Source organism: Nostoc punctiforme PCC 73102 (assembly GCF_000020025.1).
GTDB classification, from domain to species: Bacteria; Cyanobacteriota; Cyanobacteriia; order Cyanobacteriales; family Nostocaceae; genus Nostoc; species Nostoc punctiforme.
Map to the genome: position 1 here is coordinate 7,610,264 of NC_010628.1, position 20,261 is coordinate 7,630,524.

The following is a 20,261-nucleotide window of genomic DNA, read 5'->3' on the forward strand; positions in this document are numbered from 1 at the left end:
AATCAAGACTCAGCAATAAGAAACTTTTCGAAGATAGATCCTAAATATCGAATAAAAAATCACTTTGGATGTTTAGGAAAATTTCGGAGTAAATATCCAAATACAGCTAGATTTAACAAAAAGATGAATATTTTTATCAGAGATATTCCCCGAATTAATTCATAAACTTCTGGTGGAATACTGATACCAACAAGTCCCAATACTAATACATGGGCCCAACGCTTTTCGTACCATAAACCAACGGCTTCAATACTGGTGATAATAGCATAAACTCCTGCTCCGATGCCGCTAAATGCCAAAGTTCTAGGATTTAAGTTGATAACTTTCTTTAAAATCCAATCAATAATTATCGATTTACCTTCTAAAACATAATTTTCTGAGAAAGCCTCTAGAGTCTGATAATTTTTTAATGTCAATAATAAAGCAATGGAAGTAACCATAAGTAGCAAGGCAGCAAATGATTTGTAGGCAACAATTGCCACTAACCCCAATGGACGCTTTTTCAAACAACCCCCTAAAAATATATATAAGCCAAACTTTGATTAACTGCCTCTGGATGATACCAACTAAGACGTTTATTGTCGCAACACTTTATCGCCTCATCTTTCCACTTTTTGTAACCAGTAAATCAAGTGTTAATACTACCGATTGAAGTGTGGGATGTGGGTTATAACTCCAAAACAGAAATATTGTTGCGGAAGATTTAGTTAAGGCTGCTGTCATTGCTAACAAATTCAACCGCTATTTTTGAACCTCAAAATTACCTAAGTTCTGTCAGGTAACAGTTAACTTCATTATCTAGAGATTTTTCTAACTAAGTACGGCTTTGAAAATAAGGCAATTGAATGTAATACTAACTTACCTATCCCTTAACTTTTTACTTAAAAATCACCAAAACCCCATTCCGTACTAGATAAAGGTATTTTGATTGAGGTGTGTTTTATTTGGGTATTACTAGCGATCGCACTTGAGATAAATTATATCCAATGGAGGTTAGCGGACTCGAACCGCTGACATCCTGCTTGCAAAGCAGGCGCTCTACCAACTGAGCTAAACCCCCATAAAATTAAAATAGCAGGCAACTTCGTTTGAGGTTGCTATTGTAACTTATATTATTCTGTTACTAAAGGGATGAATTCAGAAAACACTCAAATTGTTGCAGCATTGTATAAATTTGTCAAGCTGCCAGATTTTGCCCAGAAACGAGATCCTCTGTTGTCTTACTGCCAAGCGCAAGGTGTCAAAGGGACAATTTTGTTGGCACAAGAAGGCATTAACGGTACAATTGCGGGTTCGCGTCAGGCGATTGATTCTGTTCTCTGGTTTCTGCGTAGTGACCCCCGTTTAGCAGACCTAGAATACAAAGAGTCCTATACTGAAACTCCACCTTTTGAGCGGATGAAGGTGCGGTTGAAGTCAGAGATTGTCACTTTGGGGTTGCCTGAAATTGACCCAACTGAGAAAGTTGGCACTTATGTCAGTCCCCAAGAATGGAATGATTTGATTTGCGATCCAGAAGTAACTGTGATTGACACTCGCAATGATTATGAGGTGAATATCGGTACTTTTCAAGGAGCAGAAAATCCCCAAACTGGCTCATTCCGAGAATTTCCCGATTATGTGGTACACAACCTCGACCCAACTAAACACAAAAAGGTTGCCTTGTTTTGTACAGGTGGCATTCGCTGTGAAAAGGCTTCATCTTTCATGCTTGCCCAAGGTTTTGCAGAAGTTTATCATCTCAAAGGCGGCATTCTCAAGTATCTGGAAGAAGTTCCGGCACAAGAAAGTTTATGGCAAGGTGAATGTTTTGTCTTTGACGAGCGGGTAGCTGTCAGTCATGGGTTGGAGGAAGGAAGTTATGAGTTGTGCTTCTGTTGTGGGTATCCGATTTCTGAAGAAGATAAAATATCTCCAAAATATGAGCAGGGTATCTCCTGTGCCTATTGTTTTGATAGCCTCACCGAGGAGAAAAGAGCGCGTCAACAGGAAAAATGGCGGCATTACCAAACCCAAGTTGCTAATTCCAAAAATCGGGATGTAAGCTAATGGATTTTAAGTTTGTGTAGAGGGGATCTAATACCATTTCTGTTTCAAAATGCGCTTATAAGAGTTATCCAAAACTACAGGCTGTAAGGGCAATACCCTGCGGGAAGCCGCTCTGCGTCTACATGAATTGCCCCTACGTGAATCAAGCGCAGCCTCACATAGAATCTCTCTAGTCTTAACTTAATTTGTAGAAGTACTAAAAGATAGTGCAGATGCTTCTAGTAAATGCGAAGGGTGGCGTTTCCAAAAACTCAAAATCTCTTCGCCAACCTGTTGAGGATAGAAGTAGTGAAAAAAATGATACCCTTGTGGGCATTCCCAGAGTTTATCTTCTGGCTTCAACCAATTCAACCAGTCATGTAATACAGTTGGGTTGACTACCGGATCGCTCTTGCTACCACATACCATCATTGGCATAGAAACTCCACCCTTGGGTAAATAAACCAACTTAAACAAAGAGTGTTGTGAAGGAGATTGTTCTAAATCTTTATCTAAGGCAGCTACTAACTTCTTAGTGGTATGAGGTGGTTGATTTCCAAAAAGACTGCGAACGGTACTTGCTAAAACTAGCTCACGGCTGATACTAAAAAGTTGTCGTTGAAAGTAATAGTGAGCTTGCCAATTGTTTGCAGGTTGAGCTGCTACAGACAGCAGAGTTAGCGATCGCACTTTTTGGGGAAATCGACGAGCAAAGGTTAAAGCGATCGCACCACTCATCCCATGGCCCGCTAAATGCACGGGGCGATCGCGCCATTCTAAAAAGTTATGCAGCAACTCCACAGCTTGATCTATGGAACTGGCTTCATCTTTGGTTTGCTGGTATTCCCACTGGGCGATTCTCATATACCCAGATAAGTAATCAAGTAATGGTTTATCAAAACGCTTCAAAATAGGACTTGCATTTAACCACAAAACATCAAATGAATCAGACATAAATTACCTATAATTTCTAAACTATCAATAGTAGGGGCGCACAGCTAGCTGTGTGCCCCTAATTTCTACAAACCAAATTCTGTTTTCAACTGAGCAACCCAAGTTTTAATTCGCTCATCTGTGAGATCGGATTGACTACCTTCATCAAGTGCCAAACCAACAAACTTGCCATTTTTCAAGGCTCTAGAATTCTCAAATTCATAACCCTCTGTTGACCAGTAGCCAACAGTTTTACCGCCGCGCTGGGAAATTTTTTCTTCCAGAATTCCCATTGCATCCTGAAAGTTATCAGCATAGCCATATTGATCTCCATCACCAAAATAGGCAACTAACTTACCGCTAAAACCTATTTCATCGAGATCGGAGAAAAAGCTTTCCCAATCGCTCTGAAGTTGACCAATATCCCAAGTTGGAGAGCCAATAATCAGTAATTCATACTCATCAAAAGTGGTAGTATCCGCCTCATAAATGGGATGTAATGTTACAACATCACCACCAAACTCATCCCGAATTTTTTCAGCATCAGATTCAGTGTTGCCAGTTTGAGTACCATAAAACAGACCGATTTTTTTCGACATATTGCCACCTGGTATATGAATTTGGAACGCAATAATTTACGCAAGGATACTTATTGGCCTTGCTTGTTGAAATATATTTTTAGCTTAATGAATATCTATATCAATAAGCTTGGAGATATAGTACCAGATTTATTGATAGTTTTTATCATTTAGCTTAAGTTAAGTTTTGTAAAGGATTTCAGGGAATAAACCGGAAAAGCGGGCGGCGGTTCATTCCAACTCAATCGGGAGTATGCCAATACGGTTCACTTAATGGCTAATGGCAAAAATTTTGGGTTTTCGAGACGCGATAAATCGCCGTCTCTACAAGTGTTTTGGTCTTACCTAAACTGTCTGTATTGAGGAGTAGACTAAAAACCGACTTCTTGTAAATGCCTTACGATATCCTTACACAATATTCAAGGGAATTACTGGTTTCAAAAGCTACATTGCTAAAAGAAGCTAGAGAGAGTAAATTTTGTGTGCATTTATGAAATTAATCCAAATAATAAAAATAGCTGTAATTCCTGTTTTAACTGTATTGAGCTTGTTGTCTGCATCAAATAAAGCGCTAGCTGACTATTTAACTAGTCAGGGTTCAGGAGGTGATTATCGTTATGAATTATGGTCTAGCGATGATAATAGTCATTACTATTTGAAAGTTTGGTCATCTAAGGCAAGCCAAAACAGTGACTCATACACTACAACTAGAGCATTCACCTCTACTAGGGAAGCTTTAATTTATTTTGATTGCAAATATGTAGGTAAAAATTTACCCGAATGTCAGAATGTCCAATGATAATTTTGAACCCATCTCGGCAATAATTCGTTATTTATTGTAATCATGCTTGCGGACTCACTAACGTAATTCGTAATTGAATTCTTGAATTACGAATTACGTTAGCGTAGCGGGGCGTTCGCTTTTAGCGTCTCGCAGAGAAGCCCATTACGAATTACGAATTACATTTCTGCTGGTTGATATTCTTGTTGTCTTTCCACAAAACTCTGAACACGGGTACGGTAATTTCTGACAGTCTCATCTACCCATTCGCGATCGTTGCTATTTGCATACAGATGCACCAGTGGTTCGCTAGCATCTGGTAAAACTAACAACCAACTATCATCATAAGGTTGACAAATTTTCACTCCATCAATGAGTTCTAAGTTTTGGGCTGGGTGAGTTTCCACTAAGTAACGCATCAAAGCACCCTTGGCTGTCCACGGACAACGGACTGTATAAGTTTTGTGAATTACACGGGGCAATTCTGACCGCGCAGCAGCTAGCGATCGCTCCTGTATAGTCAACATCTCAATGATCTTTGCAATACAGAACATAGAATCAAATCCCGGATGCAGTTGCGGGAAAATAAAACCAGTCTCTCCACTACCTCCCAAAACCACATTTGGATTTTTTTGACAAGCTTCCATTAAAGCTGTAGGGTTGGCTTTGGTGCGGATTACCCTGCCATCATGACGACGAGCGACTTGTTCAATAGCACTAGAAGCATGAACCGGCACTACTACTGTTCCTCTGGGGTTAGCCGTCAGAATCATGTCTACCATCAGTGCTGTTAAAGTTTCTCCACGAATTGGGTAGCCGGATTCATCAACTAAAATCAGCTGTTCTCCATTAGCGGAGACTTGCACACCAAAGTTAGCTTTCAATGCTTCCACTACATGACCTAACTGAGTTAGCAGTCCTTCGCGATCGGTGATTGACATCGCACTTTTATTGACACTGGCATTCAGTACCACTGCATCAGCACCAAATTTATCCAACATTTGGGGTAAAACTGCCCCGGATACTGCATAAACATAATCAATCACTACTTTTGCCCGACTATTGCGGAGTGTGTGAACATGCAAAAGTTTCTCAAAAGCAGTACAGTAGCGATCCATGACTTGGCTAGGATAAGATACATCACCAATTTCATGAATTAGCGCCCGCCGCATATCTTCCTTGAAGTAAGCACCTTCGATTTTCTTTTCCAGGGCTTTGGAGATATTAATGCCCTTAGCATCCATGAATTCAATCAGAATGTAGTCAGGGCGATCGGGGTGGACTCGCACATGGATACCACCAGCTACCGACATTGTGGGTATAACCGTGCGAGCAATGGGGATAGCTGTAGCATCGAGGTTTTGAATATCAATACCTACTGACATTAAACCAGCAATGAGCGATCGCGTCACCATCCGAGAGACATTACGCTGGTCACGGGAAACCGTTACCTTAGAACCAGGTTTTAAGGTAGAACCGTAAGCAGATCCCAATTTCACGGCGAATTCTGGGGTGATATCGATATTCGCTAATCCTTGCACACCACGTTGCCCAAATAAATTTCGTTGAGCGGTGTTGCCCCAAATCAAGTTAATGTTTAGAACTGCCCCTGACTCAATCTTTTTACTTGGCCAAACGCGCACACCTGGGCTAATTTGGGCTTCTTCTCCCACCGTGGAAAGCGAACCCACAACAGCTGCTTCTAATACATGGGCGCGGCGGTCTACACGAGCGCCACGGGAAATCACACAGGCAGAAAGATGTGCTTCATCGCCAATAAATGCCCCATTCCACACTATGGGGCGTTTGAGATTAGCATCAGCGCCAATAGTGACATTATCGCCAATTACAGTCCCGGCCTCAATTTGTACTCTTGCACCGATACGACAATTATCACCAATCACTGCTGGGGTTTCAATTACAGCCGTATGATCGATGTAAGTATTTTGACCTACCCATAACTCATGAGAAACTTCTTTGTAGGCAAAATCGAGATTTACCTTTCGATCTAATGCATCATATTGAGCTTCCCGATAGGCATCTAAGTGACCAACATCACACCAGTAGCCTTGAGCGATGTAACCATACATTGGCTCATCTTTTGCTAATAGTAAGGGGAATAGGTCTTTGGAAAAGTCGCATTCAATGTTTGCTGGCAGATATTCTAAAACTTCTGGTTCGAGAATGTAAGTGCCAGTGTTGACAGTATCGGAAAAAATTTCACTACTAGAGGGTTTTTCTAAAAATCGTCGAATTCGTCTTTCCTCATCGGTAATCACCACCCCAAACTCAATTGGGTTGGGAACCCTGGTTAAAATCAAAGTAGCTTTCGACTTATTTTGTTTGTGAAATGCGATCGCAGCCGTGAGGTCAAAATCTGTTATGCTATCACCGCTAATGACTAAAAAAGTTTCATCCAGAAGTTCGGCAATGTTTTTCACACAGCCTGCTGTACCCAAAGGCTGATCTTCTTCGACGGCATAAGTCATCTGAACACCAAAATCGCTGCCATCTTGAAAATAGTCTCGCAAGACATCAGGTAAATAATGCAATGTCGCAATAACTTCTGTAATTTGATGTCTCTTCAGAAGATTGATAATATGTTCGGCAATTGGTCGATTTAGGATTGGCACCATCGGTTTGGGCAGATCGCAAGTTAACGGGCGAAGCCGCGTTCCCGAACCCCCTGCCATAAGTACTGCACGCATAAATCCTCCTTAAAGTAGTTACAGCCTTCAGTGCTTGAAAACGTATCACATATATTTATTCTGTTCTTCTTTCTCTAGTCTCCTATGGATATCGATTTTTGAGGAACTTTCACAAGATGCATCTACGTTGGGAATTGGGGATTGAGCAATAGTTTTTTCTTCCCATGCTTTCCCTGCTCCCCCTGCCCTCAAAAGGAAAACTGCTTAACTTTTCTGGCAGTGATAAAGTTGATATTCGTAGCCGTCCACACCTGGCAAAGATTGATTATTAGATACGGCGCATGTTTTGACGGCTTCTGCTACGGGTGCGTGAAAGTTTACCAGCCACAAGTCAAAAGGTCGTGGTAGCGTCTTTAAGGTATTTTCTAGAGCAATGGTGGAAGTATTCGGATCTTGATATTGATGGGCAAGGAGAAACAAAGAATTTTGGGGCGAATTGGCAAGTTTCAACTCCCTAGCTACCCCCATCATTTCCCCAGTTTGTATATAACTTTTGTGAGTAGTGGCAATCAGAACTGGTACTGGGGATATTTGTTGGATGAGTTGCACAAACAGGTCAGGGCGATAATATTTTTGATAGCCGAGATTGCAGATTACTGTGACTGCACTAAAAAATCCCATTAACCAAATTAACATCACGGCTTTTTTACCGTTTATTCCCCATTTACCTATGCTTTCTATGCCATTTTTCCCTTGTTCTCTTTCCATCAATTCTTGGGGAGGATGCCAACAAACTGCAAGACTTGCACCTAGTAAGACAACGATCGCAGGATAGTAAACAAAGTTATATCTAGCGCCTCTGGTCAGGTCAATACCTAAAAAGTAAGTAAAGATCAAAAATAAAGCGATCGCACTGACTGCAACTCCAATAAACACCTGAATCATAATCCGGTTTTCTGGATGCTGTAGTTGAATTTTGATCCCACGCAGCAAAATTGGTACTGCCCAAATAAAGAAAGTCAGCATCACTATTCCAGAAGGAATCACCACCAAAGCTTGAGAAGATTCAACTGGTAACAGGGAAATCATTGCAATCAATGTTCCTAAAGCTTGAAAAATTGGGCTTAACCAATCTAGTCCAACGCGCGAACCTCGAATCCACTCGGTCAAAATCCCACGATTTTTGTTCTCTAACAAGATTGGTATCCAAATTAAACCCGCCACCAAAGTACCTACCGCAACGGCATAAATGCGCCGCCAGACAGAAGAGAAGAAGAAAGAAAATTTGGTGCTAGTTTGCAATTGAAGCCAAGCCAGAGAAATCAAAACTACGGCTTCTGTGTAGAGGGTGAAGGTGAAAAAATAATGAGTAGCAATACCTAAAGCATTAATTACTACCCAGGAAAGTGCTACCCATATAGGTAAAGGTGTGCGGTTTTGAATATGACGTGTGGCAATTACTAAGCAGGTGAGAGAACCAATCACCCATAACATTGCCAAAGTATAATGACGTGCTTCTTGTGCTAAAAATACGGCGTAGGGTGATACTGCGATCGTGGCAGCAGCCAATTGTCCTACTATTCTCGAACGAAATGCTACTTTACCTAATACGTAAACACACGGAATTGAGGCAGCACCGAATATCGCAGGTAGCGATCGCGCTGCAAATAGCGATACTAATCCTCCCTCGCTAGGGAATAATTTCATCCACAGGTAAGCCAGCACAAAATACAGAGGTGGATGGCTATCTTGTGTAGCTAAGTTATGAACCACATCACCAATACTAGCCACTGGATTTGGTTGGAGTGGTTGTAATAAGATATCGGGTGCGATCGCCCGATCTAGGGGTACTGATAAAAAATTGTTACCCAAGCTAAACACCAAGGTGGAAAACTCATCAGTCCAAGGAGACTTTGCTGTCAAGTTGGTTAGGCGTAAGCTAATGCCGATAAGCAACCACATCAACATCAGCAAAGGGTGAAGCCAGGAAGGTGGGAAGCGAACTTGCCAGTAACTATACCAGTGTTTGTGCTGTGAGGCAGAATTACTATCTACAATCTGTACACAAGGGTCAGTAGATGCAGGTAGCAACGAGATAATTTTTTTGTAAAAATAAAATGCACCTTTGAAAATAACTCTCATTGCCGGACCTTATACAAATGGATTTGTAGATTTGACGTTTGAAATTTAAGTTCGTTCTAAAATCTAAGAACAAAAATCAAAATCTCAAATCCCTCGTTGTGATTATTTAACGTTAGTGACGCGCTAGCTAAGTTTCATACTATTTAGGAGGGGATTCAAACCCCTTCTAAATCAAACCTTTTGCCTTCTTAAACTGAATTTTAAGTTTAACCACTATTTTGTGTTAAGTATCAACGCTTACACAATTTTTTATCCAAAAAATTAATCAATACTGTACCATTAAGTCAGCGAAGTCAGCAAATATACAGTCGATCGAGACTATGTAAAGACTTGTTTATATTAGTTATACTAATATATTAATCTAAAATCATAGTTGGTTAATAACTATAAGTTAAAAAAAGTACTAGTTTACCAAATTTTAAAGTTGGTGGTCAACAAAAAAGTAATGGCTACAAATTAAGAACTAATTGAATTCTGAATCCTGAGTTATTATTGAATTCAGCTAACTATCAAGACAATTTAGCTATACAGTTAGATATTTTCAAGGCACAGCAATGCTGCGTTGCCATAAAAAATGTAGTTAAAATCTAATGAAGACCGCTTTAAATAGCGATCGTAAGAGCCGTAAAGCAATTCAAAATCCAAAATGTTCATGTAGCAGCTTCATAGATAAAAAGCACAATACTAGCAAGCTTCTTGGCATTCAGAATGCCCAGATCGGATACATATTAGCTTCTTAAAGTCAAGAGATTTGCACTTTTCCAAAAATTTATCGACATATATAAAAATAAAATTAACAAAAATTAATATTCGTGTAAATTAAGTATACTATTTAGCAGCCATTGGATTGTAAATCTCTCAAAAGTAACAGCATAAAATCCCCCAACAGGGCATTGCAAAAAAGGTGAAAATTTTGTTTGTTATTAATTTAGTGCCTTTATTTATTGTTGGTATTGAGTAAATAAACATCTAAAAAATACAGGGTAGATCATGCATATTCCTGATGGATTTGTTTCTGTTCCGGTGGCAGGGGCTACTGGTTTAGCCAGTGTAGCAGCACTTTTTATTGCCTTCGAGCGATCGCAAGAAGCTTTTGGTATCCGTCGTGCGCCCATACTGGGATTAACCACTGCCTTCATTTTTGCCGCCCAGATGATCAATTTTCCGGTAGCTGGAGGTACTAGTGGTCACTTATTAGGAGGAACCTTAGCTGCGATCGTTTTGGGTAGTCCGTGGGCAGGGACGTTGTGTATTGCCACAGTTTTAATTATTCAAGCTGTGCTATTTGCTGATGGTGGCATTACAGCCTTGGGAGCAAACATTTTCAATATGGCAGTAGTTGGTGTTTGGGTAGGCTGGATTTTAACCCAAACCTTGCAACGGCTGTTGGGGGGATTTAAAGGGCGTTTACCCCTAGCTGCTGGTATAGCTGCTGGTGTAAGTGTAGTGGTAGCTGCTATAGCTTGTGCTATTGAGTTAGCCCTCTCTGGTACTGCACCTGTAGCCATAGTTTTACCAGCTATGACTGGCGTACATATTTTGATTGGCATTGGCGAAGGGATAATTACTGGGGGTGTGCTGACTTATTTAGCTACAGCCCGACCAGATTTGTTACCAGGGGAACAGCAGGAATTTCGCGGGTGGTCAGTGCCTATTGTCACCATTTTCTTGATTGCAGGAGTGCTTTCACTCTTTGCCTCAGCCTGGCCTGATGGTTTGGAAAAAGTCGCTGAAAAGACAGGTTTCATTGATTTAGCTGCAAAAGTCCGGGTAATTGTGCCGACTCCCTTAGCTGACTATAGTATTAAGGGTTTGGGGCCAATTGGTACTAGTATCGCTGGACTTATGGGAGCTACAGTTTGCTTTGCTGTAGCCTTTGGGATTGCCAAGGTGGTGAAACCGAAGAATGCTTAAACTTTCTTTGCCATTGCGTTTGCAGCTGTCTCTAGTGATTGTCGTGGGAGCAGCGTTACTAAAATATCATGCTTGGTATTGCTTAGGTGTATATGCCGCGATCGCACTTTTGTGGGCTTGGCTGTTGCACGTATCAATTCGCCACTTGGGAGGATTACTCGGTACAGAATTGATTTTTTTGTCATTGCTAGCCTTGCCTTTGGGATGGGAAAGAGCCAGCTTTTTACTGCTTCGTTCGCTGGTTTGTCTAGTTACTATGAATAGTTTTTTGTTAACCTTACCGCCCCACAGTTTTGGTATAGCCCTGAAAGGCTTACCCGTACCAGCACCTTTAAAAGAAAACTTGTTGTTAGCTGGGCAATATATGGAAATTTTGCTCTCAGAAGTAACCCGGATGCAGCGCAGCGCTCAATTACGTGGTCTGCATGGAACTGCGGGATGGTTGCGCTACGCCAGTGCTGCCATGATCGGAGCCTTGTATCTCCGCAGTCTGGATAGGGCAGAACGAGTCTATGGGGCAATGGTAGCTCGCGGTTACAACGGGCAATTGCCCATCGATTCTCCTCTCAGACCGAAAGAGCGTTTTGCCGTATTACTAGCTTGTGCGATCGCTGCTACTGTAACCCTAACTTCTTACAAAATTTAACCCAATTCTCACTCCGCAATATTGAGTTTGTGAATCTTGAAATCTTTAACATCTAATCCCCAACCACCAACCCATAACCCCTACGCAACTGTCGTTGAAGTTGAGAACTTGGTTTATGCCTATTCTCGCCAGGAGCCAGTATTACAAGAGATTTCTTTTACTTTGAATAAAGGCGATCGCGTCGCTTTGATGGGAGCAACTGGTTCTGGAAAAAGCACCTTGCTAGAGAACTTAATCGGCTTAAAACAACCCCAGACGGGGAAAATTACCATTAATGGCATCCCCTTAGAGCCTAAAACTCTACCCCAAATACGCCGTCAAATTGGCTTTAGCTTTCAAGATGCCAACGACCAACTATTTATGCCCACCATCTTAGAAGATATTACCTTTGGCCCACGCAACTACGGAATGTCACCAGCAGAGGCTAGCGATCGCGCCCAGCAGTTATTAGCTGATTTCGGACTAGAAGCCTACGCTAATCGCTCCGCTCACGAACTTTCTGGTGGACAAAAACGCCTTGCTGCCCTAGCCTCAATTTTAGCCTTAGATCCGACAATTCTAATTTTGGATGAGCCGACTAACGGTCTCGATCCAGCATGGCGACGACATTTAGCGCAAGTTTTGTTAAAGTTACCAGTGCAGGTGATGTTAATTGCTTCCCATGACCTAAATTGGTTAGGTAGAGTTACGCAACGCGCTTTGGTGCTGTCTGGTGGTCGAATTCAAATAGACGGCAATATTCAACCACTTTTGCAAGATGGTGCTACTTTAGACCAGTTAGGTTTGCCCATAGATTGGTAATTTGAAATTGGGGCATGGGCACAGAAGTGGAGTTTAAAGACTCATCCACTATTCTCTCTGCCCATTGCCCGTAATATTAGATACTATATTCTGGGTTTATTGCTGTTGGGGTGTTAATGTCTGTTTTACATAAATATACTGTTATTGCTCCTGTTAGCCTGAGCATCGCTTTGTTTGTTACCAGTTGCAACGAAAATAAAGTTTCTCAGTGCCAGCGACTGATTCGAGTTGTAAATGCCGGAACTTCTCTGATTGATAACAATAAAGGAACGCAAGTCATCACCAGCATACAACTGTCTAAAGATTTAGAATTTGTGACTAAATCGATTAAGGAACTGAATTTAACAGATCCCAAGCTGAAACAATTTCAAAGCGGTTTTGTCAATATTTTTCAGAATCTTAGTCAAGCGATCGCCAAAGCGGGTAGAGCGCTTGGTGCAACCAAGACAGCAGAAGCTTCAGAATCGGGTAGAGAAAAAATCCAAAAGGCTAGAACTGAAATTGACTCAGCACTGACAACAGCTACAAATCTTGGCAAGCAGTCAGATACGTTAGTCAATCAGATGAATAAGTATTGTAGCCAGCCAGAATAATTTATCTGGGGAATTGGGCACAAGAGGCAGAGGGGCAGGGGGCAGGGAGCAAGGGGGAGAATGAAAAATTAAATTACCTATTTCCCCTCTTCCCCCTGCCTCTGCTCCCCTTCCCCTGCTCCCCTGCTCCCCTGCCCCCTGCCCCCTGCCCCAGTCATAGTAATTTTTATCACTCTTTTTTCATAAATCTTCCTGATATACACCAAGTTTATCTGTCAAAAGAAATATTGGTGCAAGTCAAATGAAATACCATGAGTGATATTAGTCTACTGATGGCGGGTGTGCTAGCAACAGCGCCAATCTCTGCCCTTAATTTACCAGAAGAGCCTGTAATCACACCAGATAATCTGGTGCAGCAGTCAACACAAGAAAATTTAGCTCAAGTTGTCTCGCCTGCTGAAATTCCACCGCCGGAATTTGTGCAGCCAGATATAACTACTTCATCAGCTATAAAGCATAAGTACGAAAATATACTTAAAAAAAGCAGAGAAAAGATTCAATTTATAAATTCCCCTAATTTACCTGAGTTAAAAGATACTCAAGCTGTAAGAGAAGTTGCACAGAACCAGGAAAACACAGAAGAATTCTCTCTATCTCCTCAGCCTCCAGATTCAAACAACCAAATGTCTCAAGTCACGTCGGTGTCACAACTTAAAGACGTGCAACCTTCCGATTGGGCTTTTGATGCTTTGCAATCTCTAGTAGAACGCTATGGCTGTATTGCGGGATACGAGGGTGGGAATTATCTGGGAAACCGCACTATCAGTCGTTATGAATTTGCGGCTGGTTTAAATGCTTGTTTAGAGAAGATTAACGAAGCGATTGCTAATAATAAAATTAATACTGTTAATAGTGAAGATTTAATCTTGCTGCAAAGGTTGCAAAGCGAATTCAAAGCAGAGTTGCAGCAATTACAGCAGCGTGTTGAGGCTGTAGAAAACCGGACTACTGAATTACAAGGCAATCAGTTCTCTACAACTACCAGATTATTTGGTCAAGCCATTTTTAGCGTTCAGGGAACCAATAGCCCCGATGTGGATTTGTTTCCTAGAGATGGAGTCCCTGAACGGCAGGGAAAAACCAATCTGACTTTTACAAGTAGTGCCCAATTAACCTTGGCAACTTCATTTACAGGGCGAGATTTGCTGTTAACAGGGTTGTCTGCGGGTAATTTGGGTTCTAATGCAGCGTTGCTCTCTACCAATATGGGGCGGTTGGGTTTCGAGTCAAATACAGACAACAATCTAGTTGTTAGTGACTTATCTTATCGATTTGTCGTCTCGGATAACTTGGGAATTGTCGTAGGTACGGCGGGAGTTAACCCCATCAACACCTTTCGGGGTATTAGTCCTTTAGAAGGTTCTAGCGACGGTGCAATTTCTCTATTTGGTCAGCGTAACCCGATTTTAAGTATTGGTAACGGCACTGGCGGTATCGGCTTGGATTGGCAAATTAGCGATCGCATCAGTTTGCAAGGCGTTTATAGTGCAGAAATCCCTAGTTTTTCTGGCAACATCAACCAGGGCGGACTCTTTGGCGGTAGATTTACTACTGGCGCTCAGTTAAGTTTAGCACCCACCAATAACATCGATATCGGCGTACATTATCTTTATTCTCACTCCCCAGATGGCTTATTAGGAAGTGGTATCGGCGATTCTCAACTGATTTCGCCTTTTGCAGATGCAACAGCTTTTGATACCCAAGCCATTGGCGCTACCGTTGCTTGGCGAATCAATCCGAATTTGCAGTTGGGCGGTTGGGGTGGCTTTACTTCTTCCAAACCATTCAACCTTCCTGGAAGTGTAGAAACTACAAACTGGATGGTGTTCGCGGCTTTTCCCAATTTGCTGCGTCCTGGAAATTTAGGGGGCGTTCTCGTCGGACAACCGCCCAAAATTACTTCCAGTACTTTACCCGATGGCTTCAATTTTCCCAAGTTTTCTGATGGGGGAACAGCAGGTGGACGTAGTGACACATCAATTCACGTAGAACTTTTTTATCGCGCCCAACTGAGTGATAATATCGCCCTGACTCCAGGCTTATTCGTCATTTTCAATCCCGATCACAATGCTGCTAACGATACTTTAGTCGTTGGAGCATTAAGAGCAACTTTCCGGTTTTAATTTTGTACTGATGTAAATGTAATAAAATACGCTATTTCATACTTGTTTATTCAGTACGAAATGCTTTAATCAACCGATGGGAGCAAGGATCGCCCGTGCGTATTTTTTTTGATATGTAATTAAAGGAGCAAATTTTTTATGAAATTACATTCATCAACTAAGTTAGGTTGTGTTGTTCTTAGCAGCAGTAGTTTAGCCGCAGTCATCATCGCCTCATCTGGAACAAGTGCTTTTGCCCAAATCACAATTCAAAGCACTGGTACATTATCAGGTACTATCCAACTTCCCAGCATTAATCCTAATTTCAATGGCAGTACGACTCGTGTTGATACAGATGACACGGGGACTTACTCACGAAACTTAGGTACTAAAAACAATCCTAATTACGTTCCTGTATACAAGTCAGGCTATGTGAAGGTACAAACACGCTCTGATGGTAGCCTGCATTACTTTGTTGACTTTAAAGGCATTCCGATTGTCTCCTTTAATGGCCTTCTGAATTCGCCAATTCTCTCTGGTGGTGAGTTAACACCCTATAAATATCAGGGAAGATTAGCAGGAACCACATTTCAAGGAGTAGTCCAGGATGAATTTAATCTTACAAAAGCCTTATACACTGGTACTGTCACCGATCCAAACACCGGAAATCAATATCAAGGAACCTTTGAAGTAAGTGGATATGGAGTGCGATATAGCGATCGCAATGGTGGTGCAACCCCCACAGTCTTTGATTTCAAGTCCGATATCCCAGGTTCGCCAAAGGTGACTTCTTTGGAAATGACTAACTCCCCCTTGGCGAGGATAACCATCAAAGTACCTGCAAATGCAACTCTTATAACTCCCACACCAGTTGGTGGTGGTAGTACGCCAACTCCTACACCCGTACCCGTAGTTAGTGGTGATAGTACACCTACTCCCCCGCCAGTAATTAGCGGTGGTAGTACACCCATTCCTCCATTAGTCGTTGGTAGTAACACACCTACTTCTGAACCCGTAGCTAGTGTTGGTAGCACACTTACTTCTGCACCAGTAGTTTCTGATAGTAGTGCGATCGCTTCCCCGACACCTACAACCTACACATCTGCCTCTAATTCTTCATCCCTTTCTACTACACCTAATATGGAATTCAGTAGTGGTAATTCGCTGGAGGCCAATCAAGTAGTGGTTAACCCTGCAACCCTTGCTCAAGCTGCATGTTCACAGGATTCTATCAATAGCTGTACCATACCAGCTTCACCCAAACAAGCGATCGGCCCCCGTAGTCGAGTACTAGTACGTTAGTGATTTGAGAGCTTCTTTTGCCCCCCTTTTTTTACTACGGTGTACACACATCTTGGCAATGAAGCACAAATCCCCAATTTACCCCCCTTAATCCCCCCTTGCAAAGGGGGGAAATATCCGGTTCTCCCCCTTTATAAGGGAGAGTTAGAGGGGGTCAGAAAGACTTGTGTATACACGTTTTTTTAAGGGGGGGTTGGTAGGGTGGTTTTATACAAGCAGAGAAAAACTAAAACTGGGTTTCAAAGCCTCTCTCCGCTTCGGGAAGATATTTAGAGAGGGGTAAAAGCCGTGCCACAAGATGAGAAATCTAGACTTATGTATTTTTTTTCTTCGTATAAAACCACCCCTTTTTTTAAGGGAATCAAAAGTCTGTGAAATGACTCTAGAAGACTTGTATGTACAGCATAGCCCTGTAAAATGAGAGAGTTTGGGGAATGTAGTCTTGGCAAAAGTTTTAAGGTGCTTCTGGAACTCTAGCAGGACAAAATGGAATAAGTATGATAACCAGGACAGGGGCAACATTGCAATTAAAAAAGTCCACTAGAAGTTATTCGTGACGTTTTAGTTGCTCAGGCTTCGTCTCAGTGGTAGATTTAACCCTGATGATTTTCTGGCTATACTAGTGATTTAAGCTGATTGATTGATAAATTTCATCCCCCAGTATGAAAGACATAAAAACTATAAATTTTAGACATAATATTAAGTGTGCATTTCGTTTTAAGCGACACAAAATCCTTGTCTGATCTTAGAGTAAATAAATTTCCTTGGAGGTAAAAAAATTTCATCAGTCAATCACTGAGGTTATTAACACTAACATTACAGAGTCAATCTAGAACAATCAAACATCTTCTGAGTTAGCACCTATGAAAGAAGAATTAATAGCCAGAATTATACAAGTATTGCAAATTAATATGAGTTGGATGACTTGGAATTTATTTCTGGCTTTTATACCTTTGGCTTTGAGTGTGTGGCTATTTCGTATGAGGCGCGGTGGCACTTGGCTTTGGTGGCTAGGATTCTTAGTTTTCTATGCTTTCTTACCAAATGCACCATATTTGTTGACCGATGTAATCCACTTGATAGATGATATCCGCACAATCCAATCTGTGTGGATGATTACTTTAGTACTCATACCTTTGTATTTGCTAGTAATTCTCGGTGGATTTGAAGCTTACGTAATATCGTTAATTAATTGGGGTTACTACTTACATCGCATCGGTAAGAGCCAATGGATTTGGCGCGTTGAGTTAATTACACATTTTCTCTGCGCTGTTGGTGTTTATTGGGGAAGATTTTTACGTTTCAACAGTTGGGATTTTATAACTCAACCCGATGCCGTACTTACCAAAGGGGTAGAAGAAATTCTCGGAAAACAACCCTTAGTAATTATTGCTATCACCTTTGTGGTACTTGCAGGTTTGTACTGGATTATGAAACGAGTAACTTTAGGCCTTAGCAAACCAGGTAGTAGAATCGGGATCAAGTCAGAAAGCACTAACTCTAACACGCCAAACATTTGATGTTCCTGGCGATTTTAGATTTTAAATTTAGGGTTTTCATTAGTAATTCCATTGATGAATATTGCCTATCAAAAGAAAGATGCAATTAAACCCTCCTTAAGGTGAAATAAATTCAGAAGCAAACGGTCCGACTTTGACCGCCACCATCTGAGAATAACGTCCTATCAGATCGTTGAATATCGATGGTCTGATCTGATGTTTTCCTTTGCGTTGATACGAGGGGTATCTTATGGAATTAATCTCTAGAGAAGAAATAAAGACATTAATAGAACAGCCAAAAGGGAATTGTGTTTCAATTTATATGCCAACGCACCCAGCCGGGCCAGAAGTGCGACAAAACCCAATTCGGTTTAAAAATTTGGTCAAGGAAGCGGAGACTCGTTTAGTTGATGCGGGTTTGGAGGAGAAAGATGCGATCGCATTATTGGAAAAATCCCATGAAATTGATACCCAAGAGTTTTGGGAGCAAATGGGAGAGCAAGGACTAGCGATTTTTATTTCTGAAAATATTTTTCGCTATTATCCTCTGCCAATTGATTTTCAAGAGTTGGTCGTGGTTACAGACCGATTTCACATTAAGCCACTGCTGCCAATTTTAAATGGCAATGGTCGCTTCTATATCCTGGCTTTGAGCCAACAAGATATCAGGTTCTGTGAAGGAACACGCTACAGCGTTAATGAGGTGGAAGTAGAAAATCTCCCTAAAAGTCTAGATGAAGCTCTGCAACAAGATGAGACTGCTAAAGAAGGCCAGTTTCGCATTGCAACACCAAAAGGGGGAACTTCCAATCCTTTTTCGCAACCAGGTACGTTTCACGGACAGGGAAGCCCTGACAGAGATAAACACCAAGAAGACATCCTACAATTCTTTCAAATTGTCGATCGCGCATTACACGAAAAACTGCGATCGCAAAAAGCGCCTTTGGTACTGTCTGGGGTCGAGTATCTCTTGCCTTTATATAGACAGGCGAATACTTACCAGCATTTGATGGATGAAGCCATCACTGGTAATCCAGAAATTCTCAGCGCCCAAGAGTTACATGACCAAGCTTGGCCGATTGTCGAGGCTAATTTCCAGAAGTCTCAAGAAGGGTTTTTGGAGCAATTTCACGAATTGTTTGGCGGTGATACTGGTAAGGCATCTAACAACCTGAAAGAAATTGTCTCAGCAGCTTATTACCAACGAGTGGATTCATTATTAGTTGCAGTTGGTCAACAACAGTGGGGTTTATTCGATCCAACCTCAGAAACGGTTTATTTGCACCCAGAAAAAGAAACTGGTGATGAAGATTTGTTGGATTTTGTCGCTGCTCATACTTTATTAAATGGTGGCACGGTTTACGCTGTCCCTCCCGAACAGGTTCCATATAGCACACCTGTTGTGGCAATTTACCGATACTGAACATTTTGACGGTGTTGTATAAAGGTGAATGTGCTATGTACAACACCAACAATGATGACAATTCGCTCCTCGATCAGTCAATCTCTAATCGGTTTAGCTTTTTTCAGTACAACGGCTGTATTTACCCCGACTGCAACAGCAGAAACAATAATTGGGCAATCGGGCAATGTGCGGGCAGAAATATCCTATGACAAACCAGAGGAATACCAGTATAAAAATGTGCGGCTGAAAATTATCCGAGCGGGTAAAACTATTTTGGATCAAAAGCTGCCACAAGAAAATGAATATGACAGACCTGTAGGAAATCTATCTGGACAAGAAAATAACTTACCAGTGCAAGACCTGGATGGTAAAAAGGAGCCAGAAATAATTGCCGATTTCTTTACAGGTGGAGCGCACTGTTGTATTTATTCATTGATTTACCGCTACGATAATAAATCCCAAAAATATATTAAGATTCGCCATGAATGGGGCAATGGTGGCTATCAACTCAAAGATTTAGACAAAGATGGACTGCCAGAGTTTGATAGCCGAGACGATCGCTTTGCCTATGCTTTTACGTCTTATGCTGCTTCTGGCTACCCCCTGCAAATTTGGCATTATCGCCAAGGTAAAATGATTGATGTCACCCGTCGCTATCCCAAATTAATTTCCAATCACGCCTCAGAGCTATGGCAAACTTATACTCAGATCGAGCAAGAAGGCGATGATGGCAAGGGCTTTTTAGCAGCATATTTAGCGGATAAATATCTGCTAGGTCAAGGAGAAGACGGTTGGCAGCGTGTACAGCAAGCTTATAAAAAAAGCGACCGCACCAAATACTTCGCTGATTTACGTAAGTTTTTGCGCGAAACTGGTTATTTTAGATAAA

The 20,261-nt window shown here is 41.5% G+C and carries 16 protein-coding genes and 1 tRNA gene; 11 read left to right on the plus strand and 6 right to left on the minus strand.

Annotated features, from left to right (window positions below; genetic code table 11):
* Positions 1 to 59 precede the first annotated feature (59 nt).
* Both NPUN_RS31245 and NPUN_RS31250 read right to left on the minus strand, forming a co-directional pair.
* Complete coding sequence (locus NPUN_RS31245) at positions 60 to 506, minus strand: DUF2127 domain-containing protein (protein ID WP_012412377.1); 447 nt, start codon at positions 504 to 506, stop codon at positions 60 to 62.
* Between the two features lie 481 nt (positions 507 to 987).
* A tRNA-Ala gene (locus NPUN_RS31250) sits at positions 988 to 1,060 on the minus strand.
* A 71-nt stretch (positions 1,061 to 1,131) separates the two neighbouring features.
* On the opposite strand from NPUN_RS31250, the gene trhO reads away from it, so the two are divergent.
* Positions 1,132 to 2,049, plus strand: a complete 918-nt coding sequence (gene trhO / locus NPUN_RS31255) for an oxygen-dependent tRNA uridine(34) hydroxylase TrhO (RefSeq protein WP_012412378.1) — start codon at positions 1,132 to 1,134, stop codon at positions 2,047 to 2,049.
* Positions 2,050 to 2,229: 180 nt separating this feature from the next.
* Here the strand turns inward: trhO and NPUN_RS31260 are convergent, their stop codons facing one another.
* Both NPUN_RS31260 and fldA read right to left on the minus strand, forming a co-directional pair.
* Positions 2,230 to 2,982 (minus strand): alpha/beta fold hydrolase, encoded by a 753-nt coding sequence (locus NPUN_RS31260; protein WP_012412379.1) that lies wholly within the window; start codon positions 2,980 to 2,982, stop codon positions 2,230 to 2,232.
* 65 nt (positions 2,983 to 3,047) lie between these two features.
* Positions 3,048 to 3,560 (minus strand): flavodoxin FldA, encoded by a 513-nt coding sequence (fldA, locus tag NPUN_RS31265; protein WP_012412380.1) that lies wholly within the window; start codon positions 3,558 to 3,560, stop codon positions 3,048 to 3,050.
* Between the two features lie 469 nt (positions 3,561 to 4,029).
* Between fldA and NPUN_RS31270 the strand changes: the two genes are divergently transcribed.
* A complete protein-coding gene (locus tag NPUN_RS31270) occupies positions 4,030 to 4,338 on the plus strand; it encodes a hypothetical protein (protein WP_052304668.1) in 309 nt (102 codons plus the stop codon).
* A gap of 161 nt (positions 4,339 to 4,499) precedes the next feature.
* On the opposite strand, the gene NPUN_RS31275 is transcribed toward NPUN_RS31270, so the two are convergent.
* Together NPUN_RS31275 and NPUN_RS31280 are read right to left on the minus strand one after the other, a co-directional pair.
* Positions 4,500 to 7,028, minus strand: coding sequence for a mannose-1-phosphate guanyltransferase (locus NPUN_RS31275; protein WP_012412381.1), 2,529 nt, complete (start codon positions 7,026 to 7,028; stop codon positions 4,500 to 4,502).
* 204 nt (positions 7,029 to 7,232) lie between these two features.
* Positions 7,233 to 9,110, minus strand: coding sequence for a glycosyltransferase family 39 protein (locus tag NPUN_RS31280; RefSeq protein ID WP_012412382.1), 1,878 nt, complete (start codon positions 9,108 to 9,110; stop codon positions 7,233 to 7,235).
* A gap of 990 nt (positions 9,111 to 10,100) precedes the next feature.
* Between NPUN_RS31280 and NPUN_RS31285 the strand changes: the two genes are divergently transcribed.
* From NPUN_RS31285 to NPUN_RS31325, 9 genes are all read left to right on the plus strand, one after another.
* Complete coding sequence (locus NPUN_RS31285) at positions 10,101 to 11,024, plus strand: energy-coupling factor ABC transporter permease (protein ID WP_012412383.1); 924 nt, start codon at positions 10,101 to 10,103, stop codon at positions 11,022 to 11,024.
* Complete coding sequence (locus tag NPUN_RS31290; RefSeq protein WP_012412384.1) at positions 11,017 to 11,670, plus strand: energy-coupling factor transporter transmembrane component T family protein; 654 nt, start codon at positions 11,017 to 11,019, stop codon at positions 11,668 to 11,670. Before NPUN_RS31285 ends, NPUN_RS31290 begins: the two co-directional genes overlap by 8 nt.
* A 36-nt stretch (positions 11,671 to 11,706) precedes the next feature.
* Positions 11,707 to 12,471, plus strand: coding sequence for an energy-coupling factor ABC transporter ATP-binding protein (locus tag NPUN_RS31295; RefSeq protein WP_012412385.1), 765 nt, complete (start codon positions 11,707 to 11,709; stop codon positions 12,469 to 12,471).
* Between the two features lie 116 nt (positions 12,472 to 12,587).
* Positions 12,588 to 13,064 (plus strand): hypothetical protein, encoded by a 477-nt coding sequence (locus NPUN_RS31300; protein ID WP_012412386.1) that lies wholly within the window; start codon positions 12,588 to 12,590, stop codon positions 13,062 to 13,064.
* A 251-nt stretch (positions 13,065 to 13,315) separates the two neighbouring features.
* Positions 13,316 to 15,187, plus strand: coding sequence for an iron uptake porin (locus NPUN_RS31305; protein WP_012412387.1), 1,872 nt, complete (start codon positions 13,316 to 13,318; stop codon positions 15,185 to 15,187).
* 138 nt (positions 15,188 to 15,325) lie between these two features.
* Complete coding sequence (locus NPUN_RS31310) at positions 15,326 to 16,468, plus strand: hypothetical protein (RefSeq protein ID WP_012412388.1); 1,143 nt, start codon at positions 15,326 to 15,328, stop codon at positions 16,466 to 16,468.
* Between the two features lie 863 nt (positions 16,469 to 17,331).
* The gene (locus NPUN_RS31315) at positions 17,332 to 17,988 is read left to right on the plus strand and encodes a DUF1361 domain-containing protein (protein ID WP_012412389.1); all 657 of its coding nucleotides are present in this window, start codon (positions 17,332 to 17,334) and stop codon (positions 17,986 to 17,988) included.
* A 229-nt stretch (positions 17,989 to 18,217) separates the two neighbouring features.
* Positions 18,218 to 19,390 (plus strand): baeRF6 domain-containing protein, encoded by a 1,173-nt coding sequence (locus NPUN_RS31320; RefSeq protein ID WP_012412390.1) that lies wholly within the window; start codon positions 18,218 to 18,220, stop codon positions 19,388 to 19,390.
* A 30-nt stretch (positions 19,391 to 19,420) separates the two neighbouring features.
* A complete protein-coding gene (locus NPUN_RS31325; RefSeq protein WP_234711012.1) occupies positions 19,421 to 20,260 on the plus strand; it encodes a hypothetical protein in 840 nt (279 codons plus the stop codon).
* The last annotated feature ends 1 nt before the right edge of the window (position 20,261 follow it).

Bases quoted from the DNA above. Each gene is read 5' to 3' on its own strand.
- trhO (WP_012412378.1), top strand. From the start codon at position 1,132: ATGAATTCAGAAAACACTCAAATTGTTGCAGCATTGTATAAATTTGTC.
- NPUN_RS31260 (WP_012412379.1), bottom strand. From the start codon at position 2,982: ATGTCTGATTCATTTGATGTTTTGTGGTTAAATGCAAGTCCTATTTTG.
- fldA (WP_012412380.1), bottom strand. From the start codon at position 3,560: ATGTCGAAAAAAATCGGTCTGTTTTATGGTACTCAAACTGGCAACACT.
- NPUN_RS31270 (WP_052304668.1), top strand. From the start codon at position 4,030: ATGAAATTAATCCAAATAATAAAAATAGCTGTAATTCCTGTTTTAACT.
- NPUN_RS31275 (WP_012412381.1), bottom strand. From the start codon at position 7,028: ATGCGTGCAGTACTTATGGCAGGGGGTTCGGGAACGCGGCTTCGCCCG.
- NPUN_RS31280 (WP_012412382.1), bottom strand. From the start codon at position 9,110: ATGAGAGTTATTTTCAAAGGTGCATTTTATTTTTACAAAAAAATTATC.
- NPUN_RS31285 (WP_012412383.1), top strand. From the start codon at position 10,101: ATGCATATTCCTGATGGATTTGTTTCTGTTCCGGTGGCAGGGGCTACT.
- NPUN_RS31290 (WP_012412384.1), top strand. From the start codon at position 11,017: ATGCTTAAACTTTCTTTGCCATTGCGTTTGCAGCTGTCTCTAGTGATT.
- NPUN_RS31300 (WP_012412386.1), top strand. From the start codon at position 12,588: ATGTCTGTTTTACATAAATATACTGTTATTGCTCCTGTTAGCCTGAGC.
- NPUN_RS31305 (WP_012412387.1), top strand. From the start codon at position 13,316: ATGAGTGATATTAGTCTACTGATGGCGGGTGTGCTAGCAACAGCGCCA.
- NPUN_RS31310 (WP_012412388.1), top strand. From the start codon at position 15,326: ATGAAATTACATTCATCAACTAAGTTAGGTTGTGTTGTTCTTAGCAGC.
- NPUN_RS31315 (WP_012412389.1), top strand. From the start codon at position 17,332: ATGAAAGAAGAATTAATAGCCAGAATTATACAAGTATTGCAAATTAAT.
- NPUN_RS31320 (WP_012412390.1), top strand. From the start codon at position 18,218: ATGGAATTAATCTCTAGAGAAGAAATAAAGACATTAATAGAACAGCCA.